At 69.3% G+C, this 22,250-nt stretch carries 19 protein-coding genes and 6 pseudogenes; 13 read left to right on the top strand and 12 right to left on the bottom strand.

Annotation, left to right across the window (positions count from 1 at the left end; all coding sequences use genetic code 11):
• The first annotated feature begins 234 nt into the window (after positions 1-234).
• From OJJOAM_RS25300 to OJJOAM_RS25270, 7 genes and pseudogenes are all read left to right on the top strand, one after another.
• A pseudogene (locus OJJOAM_RS25300) lies at positions 235-976 on the top strand (SDR family oxidoreductase).
• A 47-nt stretch (positions 977-1,023) separates the two neighbouring features.
• A complete protein-coding gene (locus OJJOAM_RS25295; RefSeq protein WP_422651060.1) occupies positions 1,024-1,665 on the top strand; it encodes a D-glycero-alpha-D-manno-heptose-1,7-bisphosphate 7-phosphatase in 642 nt (213 codons plus the stop codon).
• Positions 1,662-2,849, top strand: a complete 1,188-nt coding sequence (locus OJJOAM_RS25290; protein WP_422650295.1) for a glycosyltransferase family 9 protein — start codon at positions 1,662-1,664, stop codon at positions 2,847-2,849. Before OJJOAM_RS25295 ends, OJJOAM_RS25290 begins: the two co-directional genes overlap by 4 nt.
• 47 nt (positions 2,850-2,896) lie before the next feature.
• Positions 2,897-4,664, top strand: a pseudogene (locus tag OJJOAM_RS25285) (carbamoyltransferase).
• Positions 4,651-5,682: a glycosyltransferase family 2 protein gene (locus tag OJJOAM_RS25280; protein ID WP_422650294.1), complete on the top strand. Its 1,032-nt coding sequence runs from the start codon at positions 4,651-4,653 to the stop codon at positions 5,680-5,682. The pseudogene OJJOAM_RS25285 and the gene OJJOAM_RS25280 overlap by 14 nt, the downstream one beginning before the upstream one ends.
• Positions 5,679-6,807: pseudogene (locus tag OJJOAM_RS25275) on the top strand (glycosyltransferase family 9 protein). Before OJJOAM_RS25280 ends, OJJOAM_RS25275 begins: the two are co-directional and overlap by 4 nt.
• Positions 6,800-7,747, top strand: a complete 948-nt coding sequence (locus OJJOAM_RS25270; RefSeq protein WP_422650293.1) for a glycosyltransferase family 4 protein — start codon at positions 6,800-6,802, stop codon at positions 7,745-7,747. The pseudogene OJJOAM_RS25275 and the gene OJJOAM_RS25270 overlap by 8 nt, the downstream one beginning before the upstream one ends.
• 79 nt (positions 7,748-7,826) lie before the next feature.
• On the opposite strand, the gene OJJOAM_RS25265 is transcribed toward OJJOAM_RS25270, so the two are convergent.
• The 4 genes and pseudogenes from OJJOAM_RS25265 to OJJOAM_RS25250 form a co-directional block, all read right to left on the bottom strand.
• Positions 7,827-8,528 carry a glycosyltransferase family 2 protein gene (locus OJJOAM_RS25265; RefSeq protein WP_422650292.1) on the bottom strand — a complete coding sequence of 234 codons (702 nt, stop codon included), beginning with the start codon at positions 8,526-8,528 and terminating at the stop codon, positions 7,827-7,829.
• Between the two features lie 79 nt (positions 8,529-8,607).
• Positions 8,608-9,501 (bottom strand): annotated as a pseudogene (locus OJJOAM_RS25260) (PIG-L deacetylase family protein); the annotation flags it as partial.
• 528 nt (positions 9,502-10,029) lie between these two features.
• A pseudogene (locus OJJOAM_RS25255) lies at positions 10,030-10,977 on the bottom strand (UDP-glucuronic acid decarboxylase family protein); the annotation flags it as partial.
• Between the two features lie 13 nt (positions 10,978-10,990).
• Positions 10,991-12,262, bottom strand: coding sequence for a glycosyltransferase family 4 protein (locus OJJOAM_RS25250; RefSeq protein WP_422650291.1), 1,272 nt, complete (start codon positions 12,260-12,262; stop codon positions 10,991-10,993).
• Positions 12,263-12,745: 483 nt separating this feature from the next.
• Between OJJOAM_RS25250 and OJJOAM_RS25245 the strand changes: the two genes are divergently transcribed.
• Positions 12,746-13,759, top strand: coding sequence for an SDR family oxidoreductase (locus OJJOAM_RS25245; RefSeq protein ID WP_422650290.1), 1,014 nt, complete (start codon positions 12,746-12,748; stop codon positions 13,757-13,759).
• A 9-nt stretch (positions 13,760-13,768) separates the two neighbouring features.
• Positions 13,769-14,365, top strand: coding sequence for a diguanylate cyclase (locus OJJOAM_RS25240; RefSeq protein WP_422650289.1), 597 nt, complete (start codon positions 13,769-13,771; stop codon positions 14,363-14,365).
• Between the two features lie 130 nt (positions 14,366-14,495).
• Here OJJOAM_RS25240 and OJJOAM_RS25235 read toward each other — a convergent pair whose 3' ends face one another.
• Positions 14,496-14,858, bottom strand: a complete 363-nt coding sequence (locus tag OJJOAM_RS25235) for a hypothetical protein (RefSeq protein WP_422650288.1) — start codon at positions 14,856-14,858, stop codon at positions 14,496-14,498.
• An 18-nt stretch (positions 14,859-14,876) separates the two neighbouring features.
• Positions 14,877-15,023: a hypothetical protein gene (locus tag OJJOAM_RS25230; RefSeq protein ID WP_422650287.1), complete on the bottom strand. Its 147-nt coding sequence runs from the start codon at positions 15,021-15,023 to the stop codon at positions 14,877-14,879.
• Positions 15,024-15,096: 73 nt separating this feature from the next.
• On the opposite strand from OJJOAM_RS25230, the gene OJJOAM_RS25225 reads away from it, so the two are divergent.
• Entirely contained in the window at positions 15,097-15,240 is a 144-nt protein-coding gene (locus OJJOAM_RS25225) for a hypothetical protein (protein ID WP_422650286.1), read from the top strand.
• Between the two features lie 293 nt (positions 15,241-15,533).
• Here OJJOAM_RS25225 and OJJOAM_RS25220 read toward each other — a convergent pair whose 3' ends face one another.
• On the bottom strand, positions 15,534-15,905 hold the full coding sequence (locus tag OJJOAM_RS25220) for a hypothetical protein (protein ID WP_422650285.1): 372 nt from the start codon (positions 15,903-15,905) through the stop codon (positions 15,534-15,536).
• 487 nt (positions 15,906-16,392) lie between these two features.
• The gene (locus OJJOAM_RS25215; protein WP_422650284.1) at positions 16,393-17,175 is read right to left on the bottom strand and encodes a hypothetical protein; all 783 of its coding nucleotides are present in this window, start codon (positions 17,173-17,175) and stop codon (positions 16,393-16,395) included.
• Between OJJOAM_RS25215 and OJJOAM_RS25210 the strand changes: the two genes are divergently transcribed.
• The gene (locus OJJOAM_RS25210) at positions 17,174-18,517 is read left to right on the top strand and encodes an ATP-binding protein (RefSeq protein WP_422650283.1); all 1,344 of its coding nucleotides are present in this window, start codon (positions 17,174-17,176) and stop codon (positions 18,515-18,517) included. The two genes, OJJOAM_RS25215 and OJJOAM_RS25210, sit on opposite strands and share 2 nt — an antisense overlap.
• A gap of 188 nt (positions 18,518-18,705) precedes the next feature.
• Here OJJOAM_RS25210 and OJJOAM_RS25205 read toward each other — a convergent pair.
• A pseudogene (locus OJJOAM_RS25205) lies at positions 18,706-19,216 on the bottom strand (CinA family protein).
• Positions 19,217-19,593: 377 nt separating this feature from the next.
• On the opposite strand from OJJOAM_RS25205, the gene OJJOAM_RS25200 reads away from it, so the two are divergent.
• Both OJJOAM_RS25200 and OJJOAM_RS25195 read left to right on the top strand, forming a co-directional pair.
• A complete protein-coding gene (locus OJJOAM_RS25200) occupies positions 19,594-20,031 on the top strand; it encodes a BON domain-containing protein (RefSeq protein WP_422650282.1) in 438 nt (145 codons plus the stop codon).
• Positions 20,032-20,159: 128 nt separating this feature from the next.
• On the top strand, positions 20,160-20,669 hold the full coding sequence (locus tag OJJOAM_RS25195; protein WP_422650281.1) for a hemerythrin domain-containing protein: 510 nt from the start codon (positions 20,160-20,162) through the stop codon (positions 20,667-20,669).
• A gap of 137 nt (positions 20,670-20,806) precedes the next feature.
• Here the strand turns inward: OJJOAM_RS25195 and OJJOAM_RS25190 are convergent, their stop codons facing one another.
• The 3 genes from OJJOAM_RS25190 to OJJOAM_RS25180 form a co-directional block, all read right to left on the bottom strand.
• Positions 20,807-21,205, bottom strand: coding sequence for a BON domain-containing protein (locus OJJOAM_RS25190; RefSeq protein ID WP_422650280.1), 399 nt, complete (start codon positions 21,203-21,205; stop codon positions 20,807-20,809).
• Between the two features lie 84 nt (positions 21,206-21,289).
• Positions 21,290-21,922 carry a DUF4142 domain-containing protein gene (locus OJJOAM_RS25185; protein ID WP_422650279.1) on the bottom strand — a complete coding sequence of 211 codons (633 nt, stop codon included), beginning with the start codon at positions 21,920-21,922 and terminating at the stop codon, positions 21,290-21,292.
• Between the two features lie 75 nt (positions 21,923-21,997).
• Complete coding sequence (locus OJJOAM_RS25180; protein WP_144833264.1) at positions 21,998-22,186, bottom strand: DUF3008 family protein; 189 nt, start codon at positions 22,184-22,186, stop codon at positions 21,998-22,000.
• Positions 22,187-22,250 lie beyond the last annotated feature (64 nt).

Raw genomic sequence — 22,250 nt, 5'->3', positions numbered from 1 at the left:
CACTGCGCCATCACGCGTCTGGCATGCAATTCGCTGAAGGCATCCCCACAGAGAACCGGATTCGCCGCCGTCGCACGGTGCGGCGGGCAACCGGAAATGGGGAGCGATGCCGTGGCATTCCCTTTTTCCGTTCCGCCCGCCAGCGCGCCGCACCTCGCGCCGCACCCCGCGCCGCATACCTTTGCGCCAGCGCCGCATCCGGTCACGCCTTCCAAGTCAACTTCAGGAGCCGAAATGACCGATGCGCCAGACGCCAGCCTGCAAGGCAAGACCTTTCTCGTGACCGGAGGAGGGCGCGGGCTGGGCGCCGCGATCTGCCAGAACCTGTCGGCCGCCGGCGCCAGCCTGGTGGTTGCCGACGTCGACGAAACCCTGGCGCGCAACTGTGCCGAGAAGCTCGACGCCAGCGGCGAGCGGGCCTATTCGCTGTCCTTCGACGTGGCCGAGCCGGCCGCCGTCCGCTCGGCCTTCGAGCAGGTGCGCGAGCGCAGCGGCCGCCTCGACGGGATCGTTAACAACGCCGCCATCGACATCACGCTGCCGGTCGACGAGGTCGAGACCGAGCGCTGGCACCGCGTGCTGATGGTCAATCTGTACGGTCCCTATCTGATGTCGCACGCCGTGGTGCCGATGCTGAAGGCGCAGGGGGGCGGCCATATCGTCAATATCGCGTCCACGGCGTCCAAGCGCGCCTGGCCCAACGCCTCGGCCTACCACGCCACCAAATGGGGGCTGCTGGGCTTCTCGCACGCACTGCACGCCGAACTGCGGCCGCACGGCATCAAGGTGTCGGCCATCGTCGCCGGCGGCATGCGTACTCCCTTCCTGCTCGACCGCTTCGCCGACATCGACCAGTCCACCCTGCAGGACCCGGCCAATGTCGCGCGCGCGGTGCGCTTCAGTGCTGACGCAGCCCGAAGAGACCGTGATCCCCGAGGTCATGGTGCTGCCGATGAAGGAAACGTCGTGGCCGTGATCGACGATCCCGGCGCCGGTCCCGGAGTTGGTCCCGACGTTGGCTCCATGGCGGGCGCCGCCGTTCCGGCCCGCTCCGGCAGCGGACTCCCCGGTGCGGTACTGCTCGACAAGGACGGCACGGTGCTGCAGGACGTGCCCTACAACGTCGACCCCGACCGGATGCGGCTCGCGCCGGGCGCGGCGCGGGCGCTGCGGCGGCTCGGCCGGCTCGGCGTGCCGCTGGTGGTGGTGTCGAACCAGCCCGGCCTGGCGCTCGGCCGCTTCGAACCCGAGGCGCTGGGGCCGATGCGCCAGCGCCTGGGCGAACTGTTCGCGACTCACGGCGCGCGGCTGTCGGGCTTCTTCTTCTGCCCGCATCATCCGGAAGGCGTGGTGCCGCGTTTCACGCGCACCTGCCTGTGCCGCAAGCCGCTGCCGGGACTGCTGCGCAATGCCGCGGCGCTGCTGCGCTTCGATCTGCGCCGCTCGTGGATGATCGGCGACATCCTCGACGATATCGAGGCGGGCCAGCGCGCGGGCTGCCACACCATCCTGGTCGATTGCGGCAACGAGACCGAATGGGTGCGCGGGCCGTACCGCACGCCCAAGCATGTCGTCGCCGACCTGGACCAGGCCGCGCGCATCGTGGTCCGCCATCTCGGCGGCGCGGTGCGGCACGCCGAACGTTGCCGCGTGGAGGCCTCATGACGGCATGGCGCGACGCCAAACGCATCCTGTGCGTGCGGCTGGACAATATGGGCGATGTGTTGATGACCACGCCCGCGATGCAGGCGCTGAAGGACACCGATCCGTCCCGTCATCTGACCTTGCTGACCTCGAACGGCGCGGCGGCGCTGGCCAGCCATCTGCCGATGATCGACACGGTGTTGACCTGGGATGCACCGTGGGTGAAGGGGAACGGCACCGGCAACCGCACCGGCAGCAGCGTGCTGCCGTGGGCCCAGCGGCTGCAGGCGGCGCGCTTCGACGCGGCGGTGATCTTCACCGTCTACAGCCAGAACCCGCTGCCGGCCGCGCTGCTTTGCACGATGGCCGGCATTCCGCTGCGGCTCGCGCATTGCCGCGAGAACCCCTATCAGTTGCTGAGCGACTGGGTGCCGGAGACCGAGCCCCAGACGCAGGTTCGCCACGAGACGCAGCGCCAGCTCGATCTGGTGGCGACGGTTGGCGCGGTCCCGGCCGACACGCGGCTGCGCTTCCGCGTGCAGCCTCATGACCGGCGCGCGGTGCAGCGGCTGCTGCAACGGTGGCAAGGGGAGGGCGAGCCACCGAGCGCCGTGTCGACCCGCTGCGTGGTGATGCATCCCGGCGCCACCGCCGAGTCGCGCCGCTGGCCGGCACCGCGCTTCGCCGAGGTCGCGCGCACGCTGGCCGAGCAGGACGGCGCGCTGGTGCTGCTGACCGGCGGCGTCAGCGAGCAGCCACTGGTCGACAGCGTATGCCGCGCCGCCGGCCATCCGTGCGTGGTCGGCATCGCCGGCGAACTGACGCTGGGCCAGATGGGCGCGCTGATCGAGCATGCCGATCTGCTGGTCTCGAACAACAGCGGGCCGGTGCATCTGTCCGCCGCGCTGGGCACGCCGTTGGTCGATCTCTATGCGCTGACCAATCCGCAGCACACGCCGTGGCAGGTGCCGCACCGCACGCTATATGCCGACGTGCCGTGCCGCTATTGCTACAAGAGCGTCTGCCCACAGCAGCACCACCGTTGCCTGAACGATGTCGACGTGGCCGAGGTCGTCGCCGCGGCGCGCGAACTGCTGGCCGGCGCGCCGGCCACCTCCGATGCGTTGCCGCCGCTGATCGTGCCCGCCCCCGTCATGCCCCCGTTGCCGCCGGTACGCGCCAGTGGCGCGGTGCTGGCGACCTGAACCGGACACAAGGAATCGCGCAGAGGGAATCGCGCAGAGGAGCCGCCATGTACACGCTTGGAATCAACGCCGCCTATCACGACACCTCCGCCTGCCTGGTGCGCGACGGCGAGGTCATCGCCGCGGCGGAAGACGAACGGTTCACGCATATCAAGCACGGCAAGCGGCCGGTGCCGTTCACGGCCTGGGAGCTGCCCTACCATGCGATCGACTACTGCCTGAAGGAGGCCGGCATCACGCTGGCCGATATCGACCATATCGCCTATTCCTTCGACCCCGCGATCATGCTCGGCGAGCGGCGCCACGACGAAACGGTGACGCTGCCGCTGGAGCCGTCGCGGCATGCGCAGCCCGGCGTGGCCGATTCCCCCGTGGGACCCGCTGTTCCTGTCCTATGTCGTCAACGCGCCGCGGCAACTGGTGTCGGGCGTGCCGCATCACCTGCAGAAGCGCTTCGCCACCGTGCGCAGCAGCGCCGAGGCGCCGTACCGCTGGCACTACGTCGAGCACCATATGGCGCACGAGGCCAGCGCTTTCCTCGCGGCCCCGTTCGACCGCTGCGCGGTGCTGACGATGGACGGCCGCGGCGAGAGCGCCACCACCAGCTATGGCGTGTTCGACGGACGCGACTACCGCCGCATCAAGCAAATCGACCTGCCGGATTCGCTCGGCCTGCTGTATGAACGCGTGACGCGGCATCTGGGCTTCCTGCATTCGTCCGACGAGTACAAGGTGATGGCGCTCGCCTCGTATGGCGAGCCGACGCGCGCCGACGTGTTCCGCGCGATGGTCCATGGCGACCGCGAGGGCGGCTACCGCATCGACCAGGCCGATCTCGAAGCGGTACTGGGGCCGCCGCGCGTGCGCGGCAGCGAATTCACGCGCGAGCATTTCAATATCGCGCGCTCGCTGCAGCTGGTGCTCGAGGAGACGGTGCTCGGCATGACGGCGTGGCTGGCCGCCGAGACCGGCGAGCGCAAGCTGGCGATGGCGGGCGGGGTGGCGCTCAACTGCGTGATGAACGCCAGGGTGCGCGACCAGGGCGCGTTCGACGAGGTCTGGGTGCAGCCGGCCGCCGGCGATGCCGGCACCGCGCTGGGCGCGGCGCTGTGGATCGACTGGCAGCAGCGCGGCAAGCCGGCGCGGCGCTGGACGATGGAGCACGCTTATTACGGCCCGGCCTTCGACGAGCAGGAGATCGCGGCCTTCCTGGACCAGGCCAAGCTGCCGTACCGCCGGCTCGACGACGTTGCCGGCGAGACCGCCGAACTGCTGGCGCAGAACAAGATCATCGGCTGGTTCCAGGGCCGCATGGAATTCGGCCCCCGCGCGCTCGGCGCGCGCTCGATCCTGGCCTCGCCGATCGATCCGTCGATGCAGCAGAAGCTCAACCAGATCAAGGACCGCGAGGACTTCCGGCCGGTGGCGCCGGTAGTGATGGAGGAACGTGCCGCCGAATGGTTTACGGCGGCCTGTCCCGGCAACTGGCGCGCGCCGTTCATGCTGTTCGTGTTCGACGTCAAGTCTGGGCGCGAGGATCGTATCCCGGCGGTCTGCCACGTCGATGGCACGGCCCGCGTGCAGACCGTGCGGCGCGAGCAGAATCCCGCCTACTACGACGTGCTGGCCGCCTTCGAGCAGCGCACAGGTGTGCCGATCCTGGTCAATACCTCGTTCAACACGCGCGGCGAGCCGATTGTCTGCACGCCGCGCGATGCGGTCGAATGCTTCTGGACCTCGCCTCTCGATGCGCTGGTGATCGGTCCGTTCCTGCTGGAAAAGCCTGCGCGGGAGGGCGCCGATGCCGCTGCATGAGCCCGCGCCTCAGGCGAACGGCCACGTCGAGACCGCGGACACCGAGCCGCTGGTGTCGGTCGTGATCCCGACCTACCGCCGCCCGGACCTGCTGCACCGCTGCCTGCGCGCGATCGGCGTGCAGCAGTTCGGCGCCGGCACGTTCGAGGTGATCGTCGCCGATGACGGTTGCCAGCCCGAGGTCGAGCGCCTGGTCCAGGAACTGAACGGCGCGTGGCCGCGCTGCACGCTGCGCTATCTGCCGGTGCCGGACACGCAGGGGCCCGCCGCCGCGCGCAACGCCGGCTGGCGCATCGCGCGCGCGTCGGTGGTCGCCTTCACCGACGACGACACCATTCCCGATCCGGCTTGGCTGCGCGAAGGCTGCTGGGCGCTGTCGACCTCGCCGCAATGCTGCGCGATGACGGGCAGGGTGGTGGTGCCGCTGCCGGCGCGGCCGACGGACCATCAGCGCGATACCGGCGGCCTCGCGACCGCGGAGTTCGTCACCGCCAACTGCTTCGTTCGCAAGGAGGCGCTGGTGAAGGTGGGCGGCTTCGACGAACGCTTCACGCGGGCTTGGCGAGAGGATTCCGACCTGCAGTTTCGCCTGCTGCAGCAGGTCGGCCCGATCGGTGCCGCGCACGGGGCGATGGTCGTGCATCCGGTGCGGCCGGCTCCGTGGGGCAGCAGCATCGCCGCGCAGTCGAAGGTGTTCTTCGACGCGCTGCTGTACAAGAAGCATCCGCGCTGGTATCGCGAGCGCATCCGCCCGATCCCGCCCTGGCACTACTACGTGTCGGTGCTCGGCCTGTTGGCCGCCCTGGTCGCCGCGCTGGCCGGCCATGCCGCGGTGGCATGGAGCGGCTTCGGCGTGTGGTTCGTGCTGACGGCGTGGTTTTGCTGCCGCCGCCTTCGCGGCGCGGCGCTGACCCCTTCGCATGTCGCCGAGATGATCGCGACGTCGATTCTGATTCCCCCGCTTTCCCTGTACTGGCGCCTGCGCGGCGCCCTTGCCTTCAAGGTTGGTTTCCTATGATCAGATTCGCGGAACGTCCGCGCCGGATTGCCGTATTCCGCGCGCTGCAACTGGGTGACATGCTGTGCGCGGTGCCGGCGCTGCGCGCGCTGCGCAAGGCCGAGCCCGATGCGACGATCACCCTGATCGGCCTGCCGTGGGCGGCCTCGTTCGTCGAACGCTTCTCGCATCTGGTCGACGATCTGATGGTGTTCCCCCGGGGCGCCGGGCATGCCCGAGCAGCCGATCCGCGAAGAGGAAACTCAGGCCTTCTATGAGCAGGCGCGCGCGCGCCGTTTCGATCTGGCGATCCAGCTGCACGGCAGCGGGCTGGTGACCAACGCGATCGTGCGGCAATTGGGCGCGCGGCAGATGGCCGGATTCCGGCCGGTCCCGGCGGCGCCGATCGCGGGCCGCTCCGAACGCAAATGGCAGCCGGGCGTCGTCTCGTACGGCGCGCGGCCGGTCAACGAGCTGCTGATCGACTGGCCGGGCGGCAACGAGATCGAGCGGCTGCTGGCGCTGACCAGCCGGCTGGGTTATCCGGCCGATGGCACGCAGCTGGAATTTCCGCTGCGGCCCGTCGACAACGCGGCCTGGCAGCGGCTGGCGCTGATGTACGACCTGATGCCGGGCAACTTCATCTGCGTGCATCCCGGCGCGCGCATGCATTCGCGCCGCTGGCCGGTCGAGCGCTTTGCCGCGGTGGCGGACGTGCTGCGCCAGCACTGGAAGATCGTGGTGACCGGCACGCCCGACGAGGCGGAACTGGTCGGGCAGCTGTGCGGCACGCTCGGTTCGCCGGTGATCAATCTGTGCGGCAAGACCGATCTGGGTGCGATGGCGGCGGTCGTCAAGAACGCGCGGCTGCTGCTGTGCAACGACACCGGCGCCTCGCATATCGCCGCGGCGATGCACACGCCCAGCGTGGTGGTCTCCTGCGGCAGCGACAGCGCGCGCTGGGCGCCGCTGGACCGCTCCAGCCATCGCGTGCTGGCCGACTATCCGGCATGCCGCCCCTGCATGCACCAGGTTTGCCCGGTGGGCCATTTGTGCGCCGAGGCCGTGGAAGTCGACGACGTGCTGGCGGCCGCGATGGCGATGATCGGCCAGTCGCGCGAGACGCAGGAGGTCAGCCATGCCTGAGCGGCTGCGCATCCTGACCTGGCACGTTCACGGCAACTATCTGTACTACCTGTCGCAGATTCCGCACGACCTGTACCTGGTCACCAAACCGGGCTCGCCGCCGGGCTACGCCGGTGCGGTCGGCGCGCTGCCTTGGGGCCGCAACGTGCACGAGGTCGCCTACGAGGACGTGCCGAACCGCGAGTTCGACTGCGTGCTGTACCAGCACCAGCGCCATTGGGACAGCGATCGCGAGACGCTGCTGACCGAGGCGCAGCGGCGGCTGCCGACGATCTTCCTCGAACACGATCCGCCGCAGCAGCATCCGACCGCGACCGTGCACCCGGTGCAGGACCCGAACGTGATGCTGGTCCATGTGACGCCCTTCAATGCGCTGATGTGGGACAGCGGCGTCACGCCGCACTGCGTGATCGAGCATGGCGTCCTCGTCGATCCGTCGGTGCGCTACAGCGGCGAGGCGCCGCGCGGCATCAGCGTGGTCAATAACCTGACCAGGCGTGGCCGCCGGCTTGGCGCCGACATCTTCGCGCAGGCGCGCGAACAGGTGCCGCTCGATCTGGTCGGCATGGCCGCCGAGGAGGCCGGCGGGCTGGGCGAGGTGCCCAATCCGGAGCTGGCGGCGTTTGTCGCGCGGTACCGCTTCTTCTTCAATCCGATCCGCTACACGAGCCTGGGGCTCGCCGTGGTCGAGGCGATGATGATCGGCATGCCGGTGGTCGGGATGGCGACGACCGAGATGTCGACGGCGATCCGCAACGAATACAACGGCTATGTCGATACGCGGCTCGAGCGGCTGGTCGAGGTGATGCGGCGGCTGATCGACGATCCGGGACTCGCCACGGAGTGGGGCGAACACGCGCGCGCCAGCGCGCAGGAACGCTTCGGGATCGGGCGCTTTGTCGAGGATTGGTGCGGGGTGCTGCGGCAGGTGACGCAGTAAGAGCGAAGAGTGGCAGGGTGCGCTCGCGAAGTTGGCGCCCAAGCGGCGCCGACTCTGCTTCCGCCGCTTGCACCATCCTTCAGCGCATCTGCGCCGACCCCAGATACCGCCGCAACTGCTCCACCGTCGGCGGAATCACCGTGCGCTCGCGCAGCACCCATGGCAGCCCACGTGCGGTATCGACGCATCCCGCCAGTCCGCCTTCGCGCAGCAGCGCCGGCACCATCCGCAGGCTCTCGCGCAGCGCCGCGCCGGCCGGCAGGCGCAGCCACGCCGACCAGATCGCATTGCGCGCCAGCAGGCGGCGTCGCATCCTGTGCGCGCGTATCGGGCAGGGCTGGTGGTAGGCGATCAGCTCGGGGCAGTAGACCAGCTGCCAGCCCAACGCCGCCAGATCCAGCGCCAGCAGCGTTTCCTCGCCGCCGATGAAGAGCCGCGGATGGTAGCCGCCGGCGCGGCGGTAGGCGTCCACGCGGAACACCGTGGCGCCGGCCAGCAAGCCAAGGATCGCCTTGCCGGGCAGGCCCGCCGACGGCAGCGGGCTGTCGGCCATGATGCGGCTGATCGGGTCGGTCTGCGGCTCGCTGTCCTCGCGCACCACCATCAGGTGCGCGGTCAGCGCGGCGACGTCCTGATGGCGGTCCAGCGTGTCTGCCGCCAGCTTCAGCGCGCCGGCGTGCCACCACGTATCGTCGTCGCAGAACGCGACATAGGGCGTGCGCGCCCAGTCGACGCCGACATTGCGCGCCGCGGCGCCCAGGTTGGCCGGCAGCCGCAGCAAGGCCGCCTGCGGGAAAATCCCGCCGCACCATGTCGGCGGTGCCGTCGCTCGAGCCGTTGTCGACCACCGCGATGGCGGGACGCTCGGGCAGCGCGCACAGCCGCGACAGTGTGGCGCGCAGCCATTCGCGCCGGTTGTAGGTCAACACCACCACGCTGACGCGTGTTTCCACCTGGGCCTGCGCCTGCGTTGGCCGGCCGCCACCGGGCGCAGGCACCGTCGTGCCGTCCGCTGCGTTCACACGCTGCCCTCGCTGGTGCAGGCGGTCTGGGCCTCGGTCGCATCGCCGGCGCTGGCCTCCCCACTGCCAATAGCGCTCGGGCGCGCTCAGATCGCTGATCGTGTTCGAGTCGAACATGGCGAGCTGGCTGGCGTAGGCGTTGCAGGCGCGAGCCTTGGTGGCGGTGTGCTCGCCGATGGCCAGGTCCACCGGCGTGGACACGGTGCCGGCCGCGTGCCAGCGCGCCAGCAGCTTGTGCAGCATGCCGGGTTTGCGCCGGTAGATCGCCTCTTCGTAATAGAGCCAGGGCGGACCGCCGTGGTCGCGTTCGCGCCACAGCCGCGCGCAGGCTTCGTGCACCAGCGTGTGGTCCGAATGGTAGAGGCCGCATGGCGCCACCACGGCGCAGGCGTTATGCAGCGAGATCACCTTCGACAGTTGCGCGGCGATCTCGCCCGCGGTGTGGCGCCGGTTGTACTGGCTGTCGAGGAAATCGAGCCAGACCGGCTGCGCGTCGAGGATGGCGAGGCCGGCGCGGTCTTCCTCGCGCCGCGACAGCACCGCCTGCGCCGCACTGGAGAAGCCGGCGCGCCGGTCCCAGTCCGGCGCCGGCATGTCGACCGGCGGTACGCCGGCGAAGACGGTGACGACCACGGAACCGGGACAGGCCGCGAGCAGATTGCCGCAGCTGAATACCGCGTCGTCCAGGTGGGGCGATATCACCACCAGGGGAACGGAGACCGACAGGGACATGGTTCAATCCGGTTCGGTTTGCAGGTCCGCGATGGTGCAAGGATCGCGCCAATCGGTGGCGCGCAGTGGGGTGCGCGGTGTGGTGCGCGGCGTGGTGTCCGGCGCCGCATCCGCCGCCGTGCCGGGCGTGGCGCCCGCCCTGGTGCCGGAAATGGCGCTGGAAACCGCGCCGGAGATCGGACCGGAAATCGGTCCGCCAAGAGGCCGCGCGGCGGGGCTGCGGTGCGCAAAGGTATCCGCGGCCCAGTAGATCTTGCACGAGGGCAGATCGCCAGGTTCCCGGCAGAGGCCGCTGCGCGCCGCGTGCAGCGCTTCGGCCCGGCGGCGATGCCATTCGAGCCGGTAGACCAGGAAGGTGATATTGCCGCTCATCGCGTCGCTCCCCCTCGGGCTGGGCCCGGCCCCGCGCCGCGGCGGGATCGTTGCCATGCCGGCGGCTCCTTGCGCGGCCTGTGCCGCCGCGGCGTGGCCCTCGTCCTGCGGCGCGACGGTGTCGTTGACCGCCGGTGCCGGCATGCCTGCGCCACGCGCCAGCCGCTCGGCGAAGTAGGCGACGGTGCGGCGCAGCCCTTCGTCCAGATCGATGCGCGGCGCCCACTGCAGCTGCAGTCCCGCCTGCGTGATATCGGGGCAACGCTGGCGCGGATCGTCCTCCGGCAGCGGGCGCATCACGATCGGTGCGGACGAGCCCGTCGCCGCCAGCACCTTGCGCGCGATCTCCAGCATCGACAGCTCGCACGGATTGCCCAGGTTGATCGGCGTGCTGTGGTCGCCGGGCGCGTCCATCAGTCGGATCAGTCCTTCGATCAGGTCGTCGACATAGCAGAACGAGCGCGTCTGCGAGCCGTCGCCATAGACGGTCAGCGGCTGGCCCGACAGCGCCTGCGTGATGAAGTTGGACACCACGCGGCCATCGGCCGGATGCATGCGCGGGCCGTAGGTATTGAAGATGCGGGCGATGCGGACGTCGACGCCGTGCTGGCGGTGATAGTCCATGAACAGCGTCTCGGCGCAGCGCTTGCCCTCGTCGTAGCAGGAGCGCAGGCCGATCGGATTGACATGGCCCCAATACGACTCCTGCTGCGGATGGCAATCCGGATCGCCATAGACCTCGCTGGTCGAGGCCTGCAGGATGCGCGCCTTCACGCGCTTGGCCAGCCCCAGCATGTTGATCGCGCCGTGCACGCTGGTCTTGGTGGTCTGCACCGGATCGCTCTGGTAGTGGACCGGCGAGGCGGGGCAGGCCAGGTTGTAGATCTGGTCGACCTCGACGTAGAGCGGAAAGGTCACGTCGTGACGCATCAGCTCGAAATTCGGCTCGCGCAGCAGGTGCGCGATATTGTCCTTGCTGCCGGTATAGAAATTGTCCACGCACAGTACGTCGTGTCCTGCCTGAACGAGCCGGTCGCACAGATGCGAGCCGAGAAAGCCCGCGCCTCCTGTGACCAGCACGCGGCGTCGATTGGCTTCTTTCATGAGGTCGCTCCGTTCAGGCGGCGACTTGCGGCGTTTGCGCCGTGTCGTCGACGGTGACACCGGCCAGCCGCGCATACACCGTTTCCATCCGCGCGGCGACACCGGCCCAGGTGAAATGCGCGTGCGCGCGGCGGCGGCCGGATGCGCCCATGCGCTCGGCCAGCGTCGGGTCGCACGCCAGCCGCGCGAGCCGAGCGGCCAGCGCCGCGGGATCGTTGGGTGGTACCAGGTAGCCGGTGCGGCCGTTCAGCACGGTGCTGCGGATGCCGCCGACCGCGGCGCCGATCACCGGCACGCCGCAGGCCATCGCCTCGACCGGCGTGATGCCGAACGGCTCGTACCACGGCGTGGTGACGAACACATCGGCCGCGCTGTAGAACAGCCGCAACTGCTCGCGGCCGCGCCGGCCGACGAAGGTGACCGCATCGCCCACGCCTTCCTCGGCGGCGATCTTCTGCAGCCGGCCGATCTCGGGCGTTGCCGCGGGGCTGGGCTGGTCGGAATTGCCGCCGACCACATACAGCCGGGCGCGCAGGCCGAACGCGCGCCGCAGCTCGCCCATCGCGCGCACCACGTTGTCGATGCCCTTGCGCGGCACCATGCGGCCGAGCTGCAGCACCGAGAATTCATGCGAAGGCCAGCCGAGCGCACGGCGTGCTTCGAGACGCGGCACCGGCGAGAATTCGTCGCCGTCGAAGCCGCAGGGCACGGTTTCGATCGTGCCCGGGTCGGCGCCATAGAGCCGGATCAGGTCATGCCGGTCCTGTGGGCATTCGGCGATCACGCAGTCCGACTCGCGCACCAGCCGCTCCTCGATCTGGAAGCGGCAGTCGGGAAAGCCGTCGGCGCTGCCCTGGTGCTGGCGCCTGACTTTGCCGAGCGCATGGAAGGTCATGACCAGCGGAATATCAAGCTTTTGCTTGACGCGCAGCGCAGCGAGTCCCGACATGAAGAAGTTCGCGTGCATCACCATATAGCCGACGCGATCGCGCGCCATGAATTCGGCCATGTAGGCGCCGAACTCCTCCATATAAGGCAACAGCTGTTCCTTCGGCACGTGGACCGCGGGGCCGGCCGGAACATGGATCACGCGCACGTTCGGCGCGAACGCGACGACCTCCGGCAACAGGCCCTTGTCGCGGCGCGTGAACACGTCGACCGGATAGCCCCGTTTGCCCAGATGGCGCGCCAGCTGCGCCACGTAGATGTTCTGTCCTCCACTGTCCACGCTGCCCGGCCCGGCCAGAGGGGAAGCGTGCTCGCTGATCAACGCGATCCTTTGCATGGTTGGCTCCCAGGGGAGCGAGCTGCCAGCCGTCACAGCCGCGATGCGCTCGCTAGTAAAGCCACCGTGATTGCAGCTTGCATGCCAGCATGCGACTTCTCAGGCTGTTGATCGCGAGAAGCGTTATATCGCTTCTGCTTCGGTTCCCATGACGCACATCAAAATCTGCGCGGGCGCTGCGATGGCGCGGTTCCGCGCCATGGCGAAATTGCAGCTTTTTGTAATACGCGCTAGCAGCAGGCGATGAGCGTGCGGCTGCGTGCCGCGCGCGGGTGCCGCCTTTGCGCCGCGTTCGCGGTACGCGAACGCTGCATTTGCACGGCGGTGCCGCAGTACGGCAGCGTCACGGCTTGCGCAGCGCCGGGAACGCTCCTTGCAGGAAGGTCAACGCTGCCGGCGGCGAGGCCCGTGCCGGCGGCCACGCCCGTCGTGCGACGCCGCGACGCGGTGGATGGAGACCCGGGCCGCTGGAGTAGCAAGCAGATGAGAATGACGCTGAAGAAAATCGGGTCGCAGGTCATCGTGATCACCGGCGCCACCAGCGGCGTGGGCCTGCTGGCCGCGCGCAAGGCCGCCTCGCGCGGCGCCAAGCTGGTTCTTGCCGCGCGCGGCGAGGAGGCGCTGCACCAGCTCGCCGAGCAGTTGCGCGAGACCGGTTCGGAAGTGATTACCGTGACCACCGACGTCGGCAATCTCGAGGCGGTGAAGGCGCTCGCGCAAGCCGCGATCGAGCGCTTCGGCGGCTTCGATACCTGGGTCAACAACGCCGGCGTGACGATCTACGGCCGGTACAACGAGGTCCCGATGGAGGACCAGCGCAAGCTGTTCGATACCAATTACTGGGGCGTGGTCCATGGCTCGCTGGTGGCGGCCGCGCATCTGCGCGAGCGGGGCGGCGCGATCATCAACATGGGCAGTGAGGCGTCCGATGTGCCGCTGCCCCTGCAGAGCGCCTATGCCGCGTCCAAGCATGCGATCAAGGGCTTTACCGACTCGCTGCGGCTGGAGCTCGAACAGGAGCGCGCGCCGGTGTCGGTGACGCTGATCAAGCCCGCCGCGCTCGACACGCCGTTTGCCAGCCACGCCAAGAACTATCTGGACGTCGAGCCCGAACTGGCGCCGCCGGTCTACGATCCGGAGCTCGCCGCGGAGGCGATCCTGTTCGCCGCCGAGCATCCTCGCCGCGACATGTTCGTCGGGGCCGCCTCCAAGGCCATGTCGTCCGCGGCCTACCATATGCCGGCGCTGTACGACCGCGTGATGCGGCGCTTCCTGGGACGCGCGCAGTGCACCGCCCGTCCAGCGGGTCCGCGCGAGAACAACGCGCTGTTCCAGGCCACCAACGACCTGGTCGAGCGAGAAGGGCGCCGGCATGTGGTGCGCACCTGTCCCTATACCGCGAGCACCCGCCATCCGGTGATGACCGGCGCGATGGTGGTCGGCGCGTCGCTGGCTCTGGCGGCGGCGCTCGGCATGCGGCGCACGCGCATGCGATGAGCGGGGAAGATGGCTGAGGCCGCCACGCTGATCCTGATGTACGGCCTGGTCCCGCTGTGGCTGATGGCGGGACTGGGCGACTGGGCCTGCCATCGTCGCGAACGGATCGAGCGCAACGCCGGTACCTACGAATCGGCGCTGCATCTGCTGATGCTGGCCGAGGTCGGCGTGCCGGTGCTGCTCGCGGTGTTCTTCGAAGTCAATGCGCTGGTGCTGGCGATCATGATCGTCGCCGTGGTGGTGCACGCGGCCACCGCCTGGTGGGATGTGCATTACACGTACGGCCGCAGGATCATCGGCCCGACCGAGCAGCATATGCACGGCCTGCTGGAGGTGCTGCCGTTGTCGGCGCTGGCGCTGGTGGCGGTCGCGCACTGGCCGCAGGCGCTTGCGCTGTTCGGGGTGGGCGACCAGGCTGCGGACTTCACGCTGACGCCGAAGCAGCCGCCGCTGCCAGGGTGGTATCTCGCCGTGGTATTGCTCGCGACGGCGCTATGCGGCGTGTTGCCCTTCGTCGAGGAGTTCTACCGTTGCCGACGCTGGCGCCGCCAGCATGGCCAGCATGGCGTCGATCGCGAGCAGGCGGCGGTGGTGACGGAAGGATGAGGGCGCGGACGTTGAGGCGAATGACCTGAGGTGAACGACCTGAGGTGACGAGTTTAGGTGAGCGGCCTGAGGTGACCGACCTGAGGTGACCGACCCAGGGTGACCGACCGGTCGGAAGGTCGGCCGACGCTCAGCCGACCCGGCGCCAGCTGCGCACCACCAGATAGGCCCCATAGGCCGCGGCCAGCGCGAAGATGACGCCGACCACCACCGCATTGTCGCTGCCACCGGCACTCGGCAGGCGCGCCAGCCAGCCTTCTCCTCCGAGCCAGATGACCGCCTCGTGCACGGCCGCGACGACCAGCAGCGTCATCGCGAGCGCATCGAGCAGGCGCGTCCATGCCGGCCGCGTGACCGGCGGCGTGGCAAGCGGCGTGGCGGCCGGCGGCACCGGGTCCGCCGGCGTGCGGCGCAGATCGGCAGCGGGATTGCGCGGGTGTTGCGCAGTGGGGGAATTCGGCGAGTCGGGTGAGTTGGGCGGATTCGTCGGCATCGACACAGCCTTCGTGGTCTAGCTGTGTGGCAACGGCCGGTTGACGGTCGGCCGCGACGGCGAGCGGCGCGTGGTGGCCGGGTACTGCTCGCGCGTCAGCTGCTCGAGCACCCGCAGCAGGTCGGCCGCTTCGTGGTAATAGCGGATCAGCCAGGGGCGCAGCATCGGATCCTCCAGTTCGCCGCGCAACAGCGCCCCCGCAGGCGGCCACCGTACGGCCCGCCCGGCGGCAGGCCAGTTGCAGCGGCGTATCGCCGGGGCGCTCGCGATGCGCGGCGCCATCGCCTTGGGGGGCCGCGCCCGGCGTACCGACGGCGCGCTGCGACAGATCGGCGGCCGCGCGCCGCTGCAGATTGGCGCGGTGGATCAGCAACGCGCGTAATTGCGGATCGGCGGCGCTCACGGATGCGGCTTCGAGCGACTGCCCGCAGAGCGCGGCCAGCTCGCCCAAGGCCGCCAGCATGGCGGCCGGGTCGTCTGGGGACGGAGGGGTCGATTTCACGGTGTGCGGGCGGTTGGGCAAACGGGCTTGGGCAAACACGGCAATCTCGGCTTGGCGAAGGGGCGGAGGTCGGGCGGATCGGGCGGGATCCGGGGCGCATTACCGCATGCCGGGGTTGGCTGCGTGCTGATGGCGGCGTGCTCTAGTGTTTTAGAACGTTTTTCGGAATTGGTTCAGGTGTTTTCCACCGGTGGCTCACTTTCTTCCGGATTGCCGCCGGGACGCTTTACCGAGGGCGGCTCGCCGTTTTCATCGGGCAGATCGCGCCCGGCCGCCGGGTCGGACTCGCGTGCGGGGCTGCCGCCTTCGCGCTGATCTCGCTGACTGTCTTGCCGACTGTCTTGCCGACTGTCACTCCGACTGTCGCGCTGGCCATTGCGGCCACCGGCATCGGGCGCGCTTTGCGCCGGGGTCGGGCCGGAGGTCTGGCTCCCGCCCTGATCGTTGCGTTGGCCGACGGGGGCGCTGGTTTGCCGCCCGGCATCGCCGGCGCCGGTGTTGCCGGTATCAGGGGATGCGGTCCCGGGCCGAGATTCTGTTGCCATGCGTCCACTCCGTCGAAGGCAAGTTGCACTTCCCTCGCATGAGCACTAACCATGCCAATCGCGATGCCCCGGCTGCGGCCGCTGACGGTCCGCTTTCCGCGGGCCGGCGTGCCGCATTTTCAGCCGGTTTTACATGGGCGTTGTAATTCGTTGGGCAAGCAAGGCCACATGCCGCGGAGCCCCGAGCCCTGAGCCCCTGAGCCCCTGAGCCCCTGAGCCCCTGAGCCCCTGAGCCCCTGAGCCCCCCGACCCCCGACCCCCGAGCCTCCGAGCCCCCGAGCCCCCGAGCCTCCGAGCCCGAGCCCCCCGAGCCCCCCGAGCCCTCAAGCGCCGAGCCCGAAGCCCAAAGCCCAAAGCCCCAAGCCCCAAGCCTCAAGCCTCAAGCCTCAAGCCTCAAGCCTCAAGCCTCAAGCCCCAGGCAGGGGCCTGCGCCGGACGCGGACTATAGCTTTTGATCCTCCCGGTCTTGCGGCCTCGCTGCCGCTCACTAAGCTGGCTCGCACCCGGCCGAACGGCGATGCCATGCCGCGCCCGGGTCCCGCCATGAATACGTTCGACTCCGCCGAGGCCACGCAGGCCGACCCCCCAAGCCGATTTTCCGCTGCGCCGGCGCGTTACCGCGCTGCTGCTGGCCAGCACCCTGCTGTTGCCGCTGTGCCTGCTGGCCGGCTGGGGCTGGCTCGCGCTGCGCGATGCGTTCGCCGACGCGGAGCGCCAATGCGCGCTGCTCGCACGGGTGGTGCAGGAGCACGCCAGCAAGGTAATGGAGAGCAACCGGCTGGCCGACCAGCGCCTGCGCGACCTGACCGTGCAATGGAGCAACGCGGACATCCGCCACCATGAGCTCGAACTGCATCGGCGCATGGCCCGGATGGGCCGGCGGCTGCCGCAGGCCTTTGCGCTGGGCATCTTCGGCGACGACGGCACGCTGCTGGTCAGCAGCCTGCTCTATCCGGCGCCGATGCTCAATATCGCGGAACGGGAGGACTATCGCGCGATCATGGTCGATCGCGAGCCCATGCACCTGTCGGCGGTGCTGATCGGCGGCGTGATCCCCGAGCCGGTGTTCAAGGCCAGCATGCCGCGCATGCACGGCCAGCGGCTCGCCGGCATTGTGTCGATCGCGCTGCGGCCGTCCTATTTCGCGGACTTCTACCGGCAACTCCTCGAAAACACCGACGGTTACCGCGCGGCGCTGGTGCGCGGCGATGGCGCGGTGCTGGCGGCGTATCCCCTGGCCGGACCCGGACGCGGCGCGCTTCGCGGCCATGGTGCGGCATGCGCGGGACGGCGACGCAGCACAGCGAGTCGAGCGCGCCGACGGCCATGCGTGGCTGGTCGCGGTCCATCCGGTCGGCGATGGCGTGGCCAGCGCCATGGTCAGCGTGCCGTATCGCGTCGTCTATCGTGCCTGGTGGCAACGCATGGCGCCCGCCTCGCTGGCGGCCGGCGTCGTCGCCGCGGTGCTGTGCCTGTCGCTATGGAGCGCGCTGCGGCGCATTCGCGCCGAGGAGGCGGTGCGGCGGCGCTGGCGCGACGAATGCGCGCGGCGCGAGCAACTGGAAAAGCGCTACCGGCAGTCGCGCAAGTTCGAGGCGATGGGGCAGCTGATCGGCTCGGTCGCGCACGACTTCCGCAATGTGCTGGCGGTGATTTCTGCCTATACCGATGTGCTGATGTTGCGCACCGGCGCGGTGGGCCATCCCGATCGGGGCGATACGGCACATAGGGCGGACCGGGGGGATCGCGCCCACCGTACCGCGCTGGCGGGCATCCGCAAGAGCCTGGCCAGCGGCGCGCTGCTGGCCGAGCGGCTGCTCGGCGTGGTGCGGCGGCGCGAGCATCGCAGCGAGGCCATTGCGCTGCAGGAGGAATTGCAGCAATGCGATCCGCTGATCCGCGCGACGCTCGGCGCCGGCATTGCCTTGCGCTATGCGGTCAGTCCCGATTGCCTGCCGGTCCTTGCCGACCGCTGCGAGCTGGGCCTGGCGCTGTTGAACCTCGCGGCCAACGCGCGGGATGCGATGCCGGAGGGTGGGGTGCTGGAGATCGGTGCCGCCAATCTGGGCTCGGCCTATGGCGGTGGGGCCACGCTGCCGCCGGGACTCGCTGCGCGGCGCGGGTCGGAGGAGCGGTCCGACGATTGCCTTCGTGCGGATCGTGCCGATTGTGCCGATGGCGCCGATCGTCGGGCGGAAGCTCGCGCCGATGAGGATCTCCCCGAAGCAGACCACGCCGAAGCAGACCACGCCGAAGCAGATCGCGGCGAAGCAGATCGCGGCGAAAACGATCACGCCGAAGATGACCGCGCCGAAGATGACCGTGCCGAAGACCATCCGCGCGATGCCGCGGCCCCGATGCGCGGCGTCTACGTGCGGATCTGGGTCAGCGACAGCGGCATCGGCATGCCGGCCCATGTCGCGGACCGGGCGCTGGAGCCGTTGTTTACCACCAAGCCGGACGGCGCCGGCACCGGCCTGGGCCTGAGCCAGGTCAGCGACTTCTGCCGCGAGGCGGGCGGCGCAGTCACGGTGCGTTCGGCCCCGGGCAGGGGGACCACGGTGACCTTGTTCCTGCCGGCGTGCCAACCGCAACCGCCCAGGCGCGCTTGATCTCGCGGCGGCCGCTTGATCCGGCGGCGGCCGCTTGATCTGGCGGCGGCCGCTTGAACTCGCGGCGGCACGCGTTGCCCCGCAAGCCCGATCGGCGACGTCGGCAAGGTCGGTGAGGCCACACGAGATCAGCGGGTCAGCGCGTCAGCCGGGCCGCCGAGCCCGCAAGGCCGCCGATGCCGGCAAGGTCATCGCTCCCGCTGCTGCGCCAGTGCGTAATAGCGGCCGATCTGCGCCAGCGCGAATTCGGCGGCCGCCTGGCGGACCTCGTTGCGGCCGCCGCGCAGGCGTACCGTCTCCGAGAATTCCACGGTACGGCCGTTGCCGCGGCCGGTCTGCCTGAAGATCCAGGCGAAGCACTGCGTGCCGGGCGGCGTGCCGTCATCCCCCCTTGCCGTCCGCAATGCCGGTATTAGCGATCGCCAGGTTGGCATCGGTCAGCGCCAGCACGCCACGCGCCATCGCAAGCGATACCTCTTCGCTGGTCAGCCCATAGCGGCGGATCGTTTCCGGCGATACGCCCAGCACGCGCTGCTTGATCGCCGGCGCGTAGGCCACCACCGCGCAGCGCAGCGCCTCGCCGCAGCCCGGCACATCGGCGATGCGCGCGGCGATCAGGCCGGCCGTGCACGACTCCGCGGTGGCCAGGCGCAGGCCATGCCGCAACAGAAAGCGCGCGGCCTCTTCATGGGCATTCATCTCGTGTTCCTCCCGCTTTCACGATCCACATCCGCATCCACATCGACATCGACATCGACATCGACATCGACATCGACATCGACATCGCGCTTCGCGTGTGCAGATTCCATGCCATCGGGCCGGCTTGGTCAAATCTGCACGCGTTGCCACGTGGCCTGCGCCGGACATCGGGAAAGTGTGTAAAAAGCGGCCCCCCGCATGAAATTCCGAACGCCGGGACACGCCGACAGCGGGCTTTTTCAGCGCCGCAGCGGGCGCAAACGTGGCCGGCGTGCCGGCGGTATGGATATTGCGTCTTGGCTCGAAGCCGTGGGCGGGCGGGCTTCAGCGCCCGGCCCGCGGCGATCGATGCAAACCGGAGCACAAGGAGTCGAGGCATGCAGCAATCCACCAGCAATCCGCGAGAACGCAGTGTCACCGGGGCACCGTTTGCCGCGCCGGGGACCCGCACCGACCGGTCTGGCGACGAGGTGCGCAGCCGCAGTGCCGATCCCGGTCAAGGCAGTTACGGCGGCTTCAAGAACGAGAACCCGAGCTATCAGCGGCAAGGCGATGCCGGCCGCGGTGCGGGCAACCGCATCAGCTATTCGGACGATCGCATTCTGGACCGGGTCTGCGAGCGCCTATGGCGCGCGGGGCTCGATGTCAGCGAGGTATCGGTCCGCGTCGAAGGCGGCCACGTCACGCTCGAAGGCCAGGTCGGCAGCCGCACGGCGCGCCGGCAGATCGAAGAGTGTGTCGACGCCTGCCAAGGCGTGTCCGATATCGAGAACCGGATCCGGGTCGCGCCGGATCGCAGTGAATCCCGGTCCTGAGGGTATCCGCCCAAGGGTATCGACGGACCGGAGGGAAGCAGGGTTTCGGCAACGGCCCACGCAGCACCCACGCAGCACCCACGCATCAACCACACAGCAGTTCCCCACCACGATAAAAGGAGTTTCGAATGGACAAGTCCAAGATTCCGGCCGCGCAACGCGCCGCGCTGAGCCTGCTGCTCGACGACCACCGCAACGTCAAGAAGCTGTTCAAGTCGTTCGAGAGCGCGAAGGAGCGTTCCGAGAAGGAGCAGATCGCGCAGCAGACCTGCCACGAGCTGACCGTGCATGCGCAGATCGAAGAGGAGATCTTCTATCCCGGCTTGCGCGGGGTCCACGAGAAGCTCGACGAGATGCTCGATGAAGCGAAGGTCGAACACCAGGTCGCCAAGGACCTGATCGCGGCCATCGAAGGCGACCTGAGCGGCGAGATGCTGGAGGCCAACTACAAGGTGCTGTCCGAATACGTCAATCACCACGTGCAGGAAGAGGAGAACGAACTCTTCAAGATGGTCATCAGCAAGAACGTGGAGCTGGGCGAGATGGCCGAGCAGATGACGGCCCGCAAGGAAGAGCTGATGGGGGGCCATGGCGTAAGGCTCGTCACTAAGGCCTCGTCACCGCGGCTCGTCGGCTGAGGCTCGTCTCACGGCCTCGGCTGCGTGCGGCGCGGATTCATACCGCGCCGCAGGCGTTTTCAGCGGCCGTGCTGCGGTCTCACAGCGGCGCGGCCTCGCACCCGCGGTCTCACACCCGCGGTCTCACACCCGCGGTCTCACACCTTGTGATGGATCGGCCCGGGCGGCGGCGGCAACGGTGCGCCCCGCTCCCCGCGCTCGCCGGGGTCGGGCGCGTCGATGGCATCGGCGGCCTCGGCGCCCGCGATCGGGCCGGCCGGTTCGCTGTTATCGGCCGCCTGCAGCTCGTTGTAGACGCCGAGGATGCCGGGACCGATGGCCGCCGCCTTGGCGATGCGCTCGGCGGTCGGCAGATCGGCCACGCGTCCGCGCAGCCGGATGCGCTTGTCCTCGATGCCCACCTCGATGCCCTGCGGCATGGTGCCGCCGAATTCCTCGGCGATATGGTCGCGCGCCTGCCGGAGCAGGTCGTCGTCCTGCGCGGAAGTGTCGGCGCCGTTCGGCGGGGAGGGCCGAGAAGGATTGGAGTCTGGCATGGGCGTGCTCGCTCGGTCAGAACTGCAAGGAGAGGCGCGCGTTGTCGCCGCGCGCCGGGGCAAAGAGGAAAGCGGACCGCCTCATCATCGCTGCGCGATCCCGCTGCGCCACGTCATGGTCCGCGTGGACATCGCCTTGCCCTGCGACAGGCGCTCTTCCAGCATCGGCAGCGTCCGCTTGGCGAAGGCCCGCAGCGCCGGGTCCTTGCCGACCTCGGCCTGCCGCTGGAACAGCGCCAGCGCCTGGCGATTGGCGTCGACCGCGACGATCTGCACGAACATGCGGTCGAACTCCGCGCCCTTGAGCGAGCGCAGCTTGGTGACCTCGGGCGCTTCCGGCAGCCGCTGTTCGGGCTGCACGCCCTTGCTCTGCGCGATGCGCGCCAGTTCCGCCGCGAGCGCGCGGTAGTCGCGCGCGGCGCTGCGGGCGTAGGCCAGCAGCGTCGGATCGGCGGAGACCTCGAGCGCCATGCTGGCGGTCTCGACGCCCATCGCGGCGGTCAGGATCGCTTCGTCGATAAAGCGCAGATCGTCGGTCGACAGCGACGTTGCAGGCGGCCTGGAGGCGCCCGTCGGAGGCGTTGCGAGCGGCGCGGTCGCGCCGGGCTGCGCCGGCGCCGGGCCGGCGGCAAGCGCGGTGGCCAGCGCGGCGGCGGCCAGCAGCAGCCGGGCCGCCATGCGAGGGTGGATGCGATTGTCGTCATCGCGGATCTCCATCGACGGACGCCGCCGGTCATCGGATCCATCGGACTCATCAGACCCTTCGGAACCATCGGACGCTGGTGACGTACATCAGCTCTCGGACTTGTGGTCCGGCTTGCCCTTCTGCGGCGTCGATGCCATGTCGTGCAGTTCCTTCTCGCTCATCGACTTGTACATCGACTTCGACGCGCCCTTGAGCTCGCCGACCTTCTTGTCGCCACGTTTGGCGGACAGCGCGGCCCCGGCGGCCATTTGCTGCGATTTCGATTTGGCTGGCATCGTGTCCTCCGTTGAGTCATTGAGTCGGGCGACCGGGGATGGGTGCAATCTTGCAAGCCTTGTA

The organism is Cupriavidus sp. H18C1 (assembly GCF_049311595.1).
Classification (GTDB): domain Bacteria; phylum Pseudomonadota; class Gammaproteobacteria; order Burkholderiales; family Burkholderiaceae; genus Cupriavidus; species Cupriavidus cauae.
Note: the sequence above shows the minus strand (reverse complement) of the source record. Positions and strands in the feature narration are given on the sequence as shown.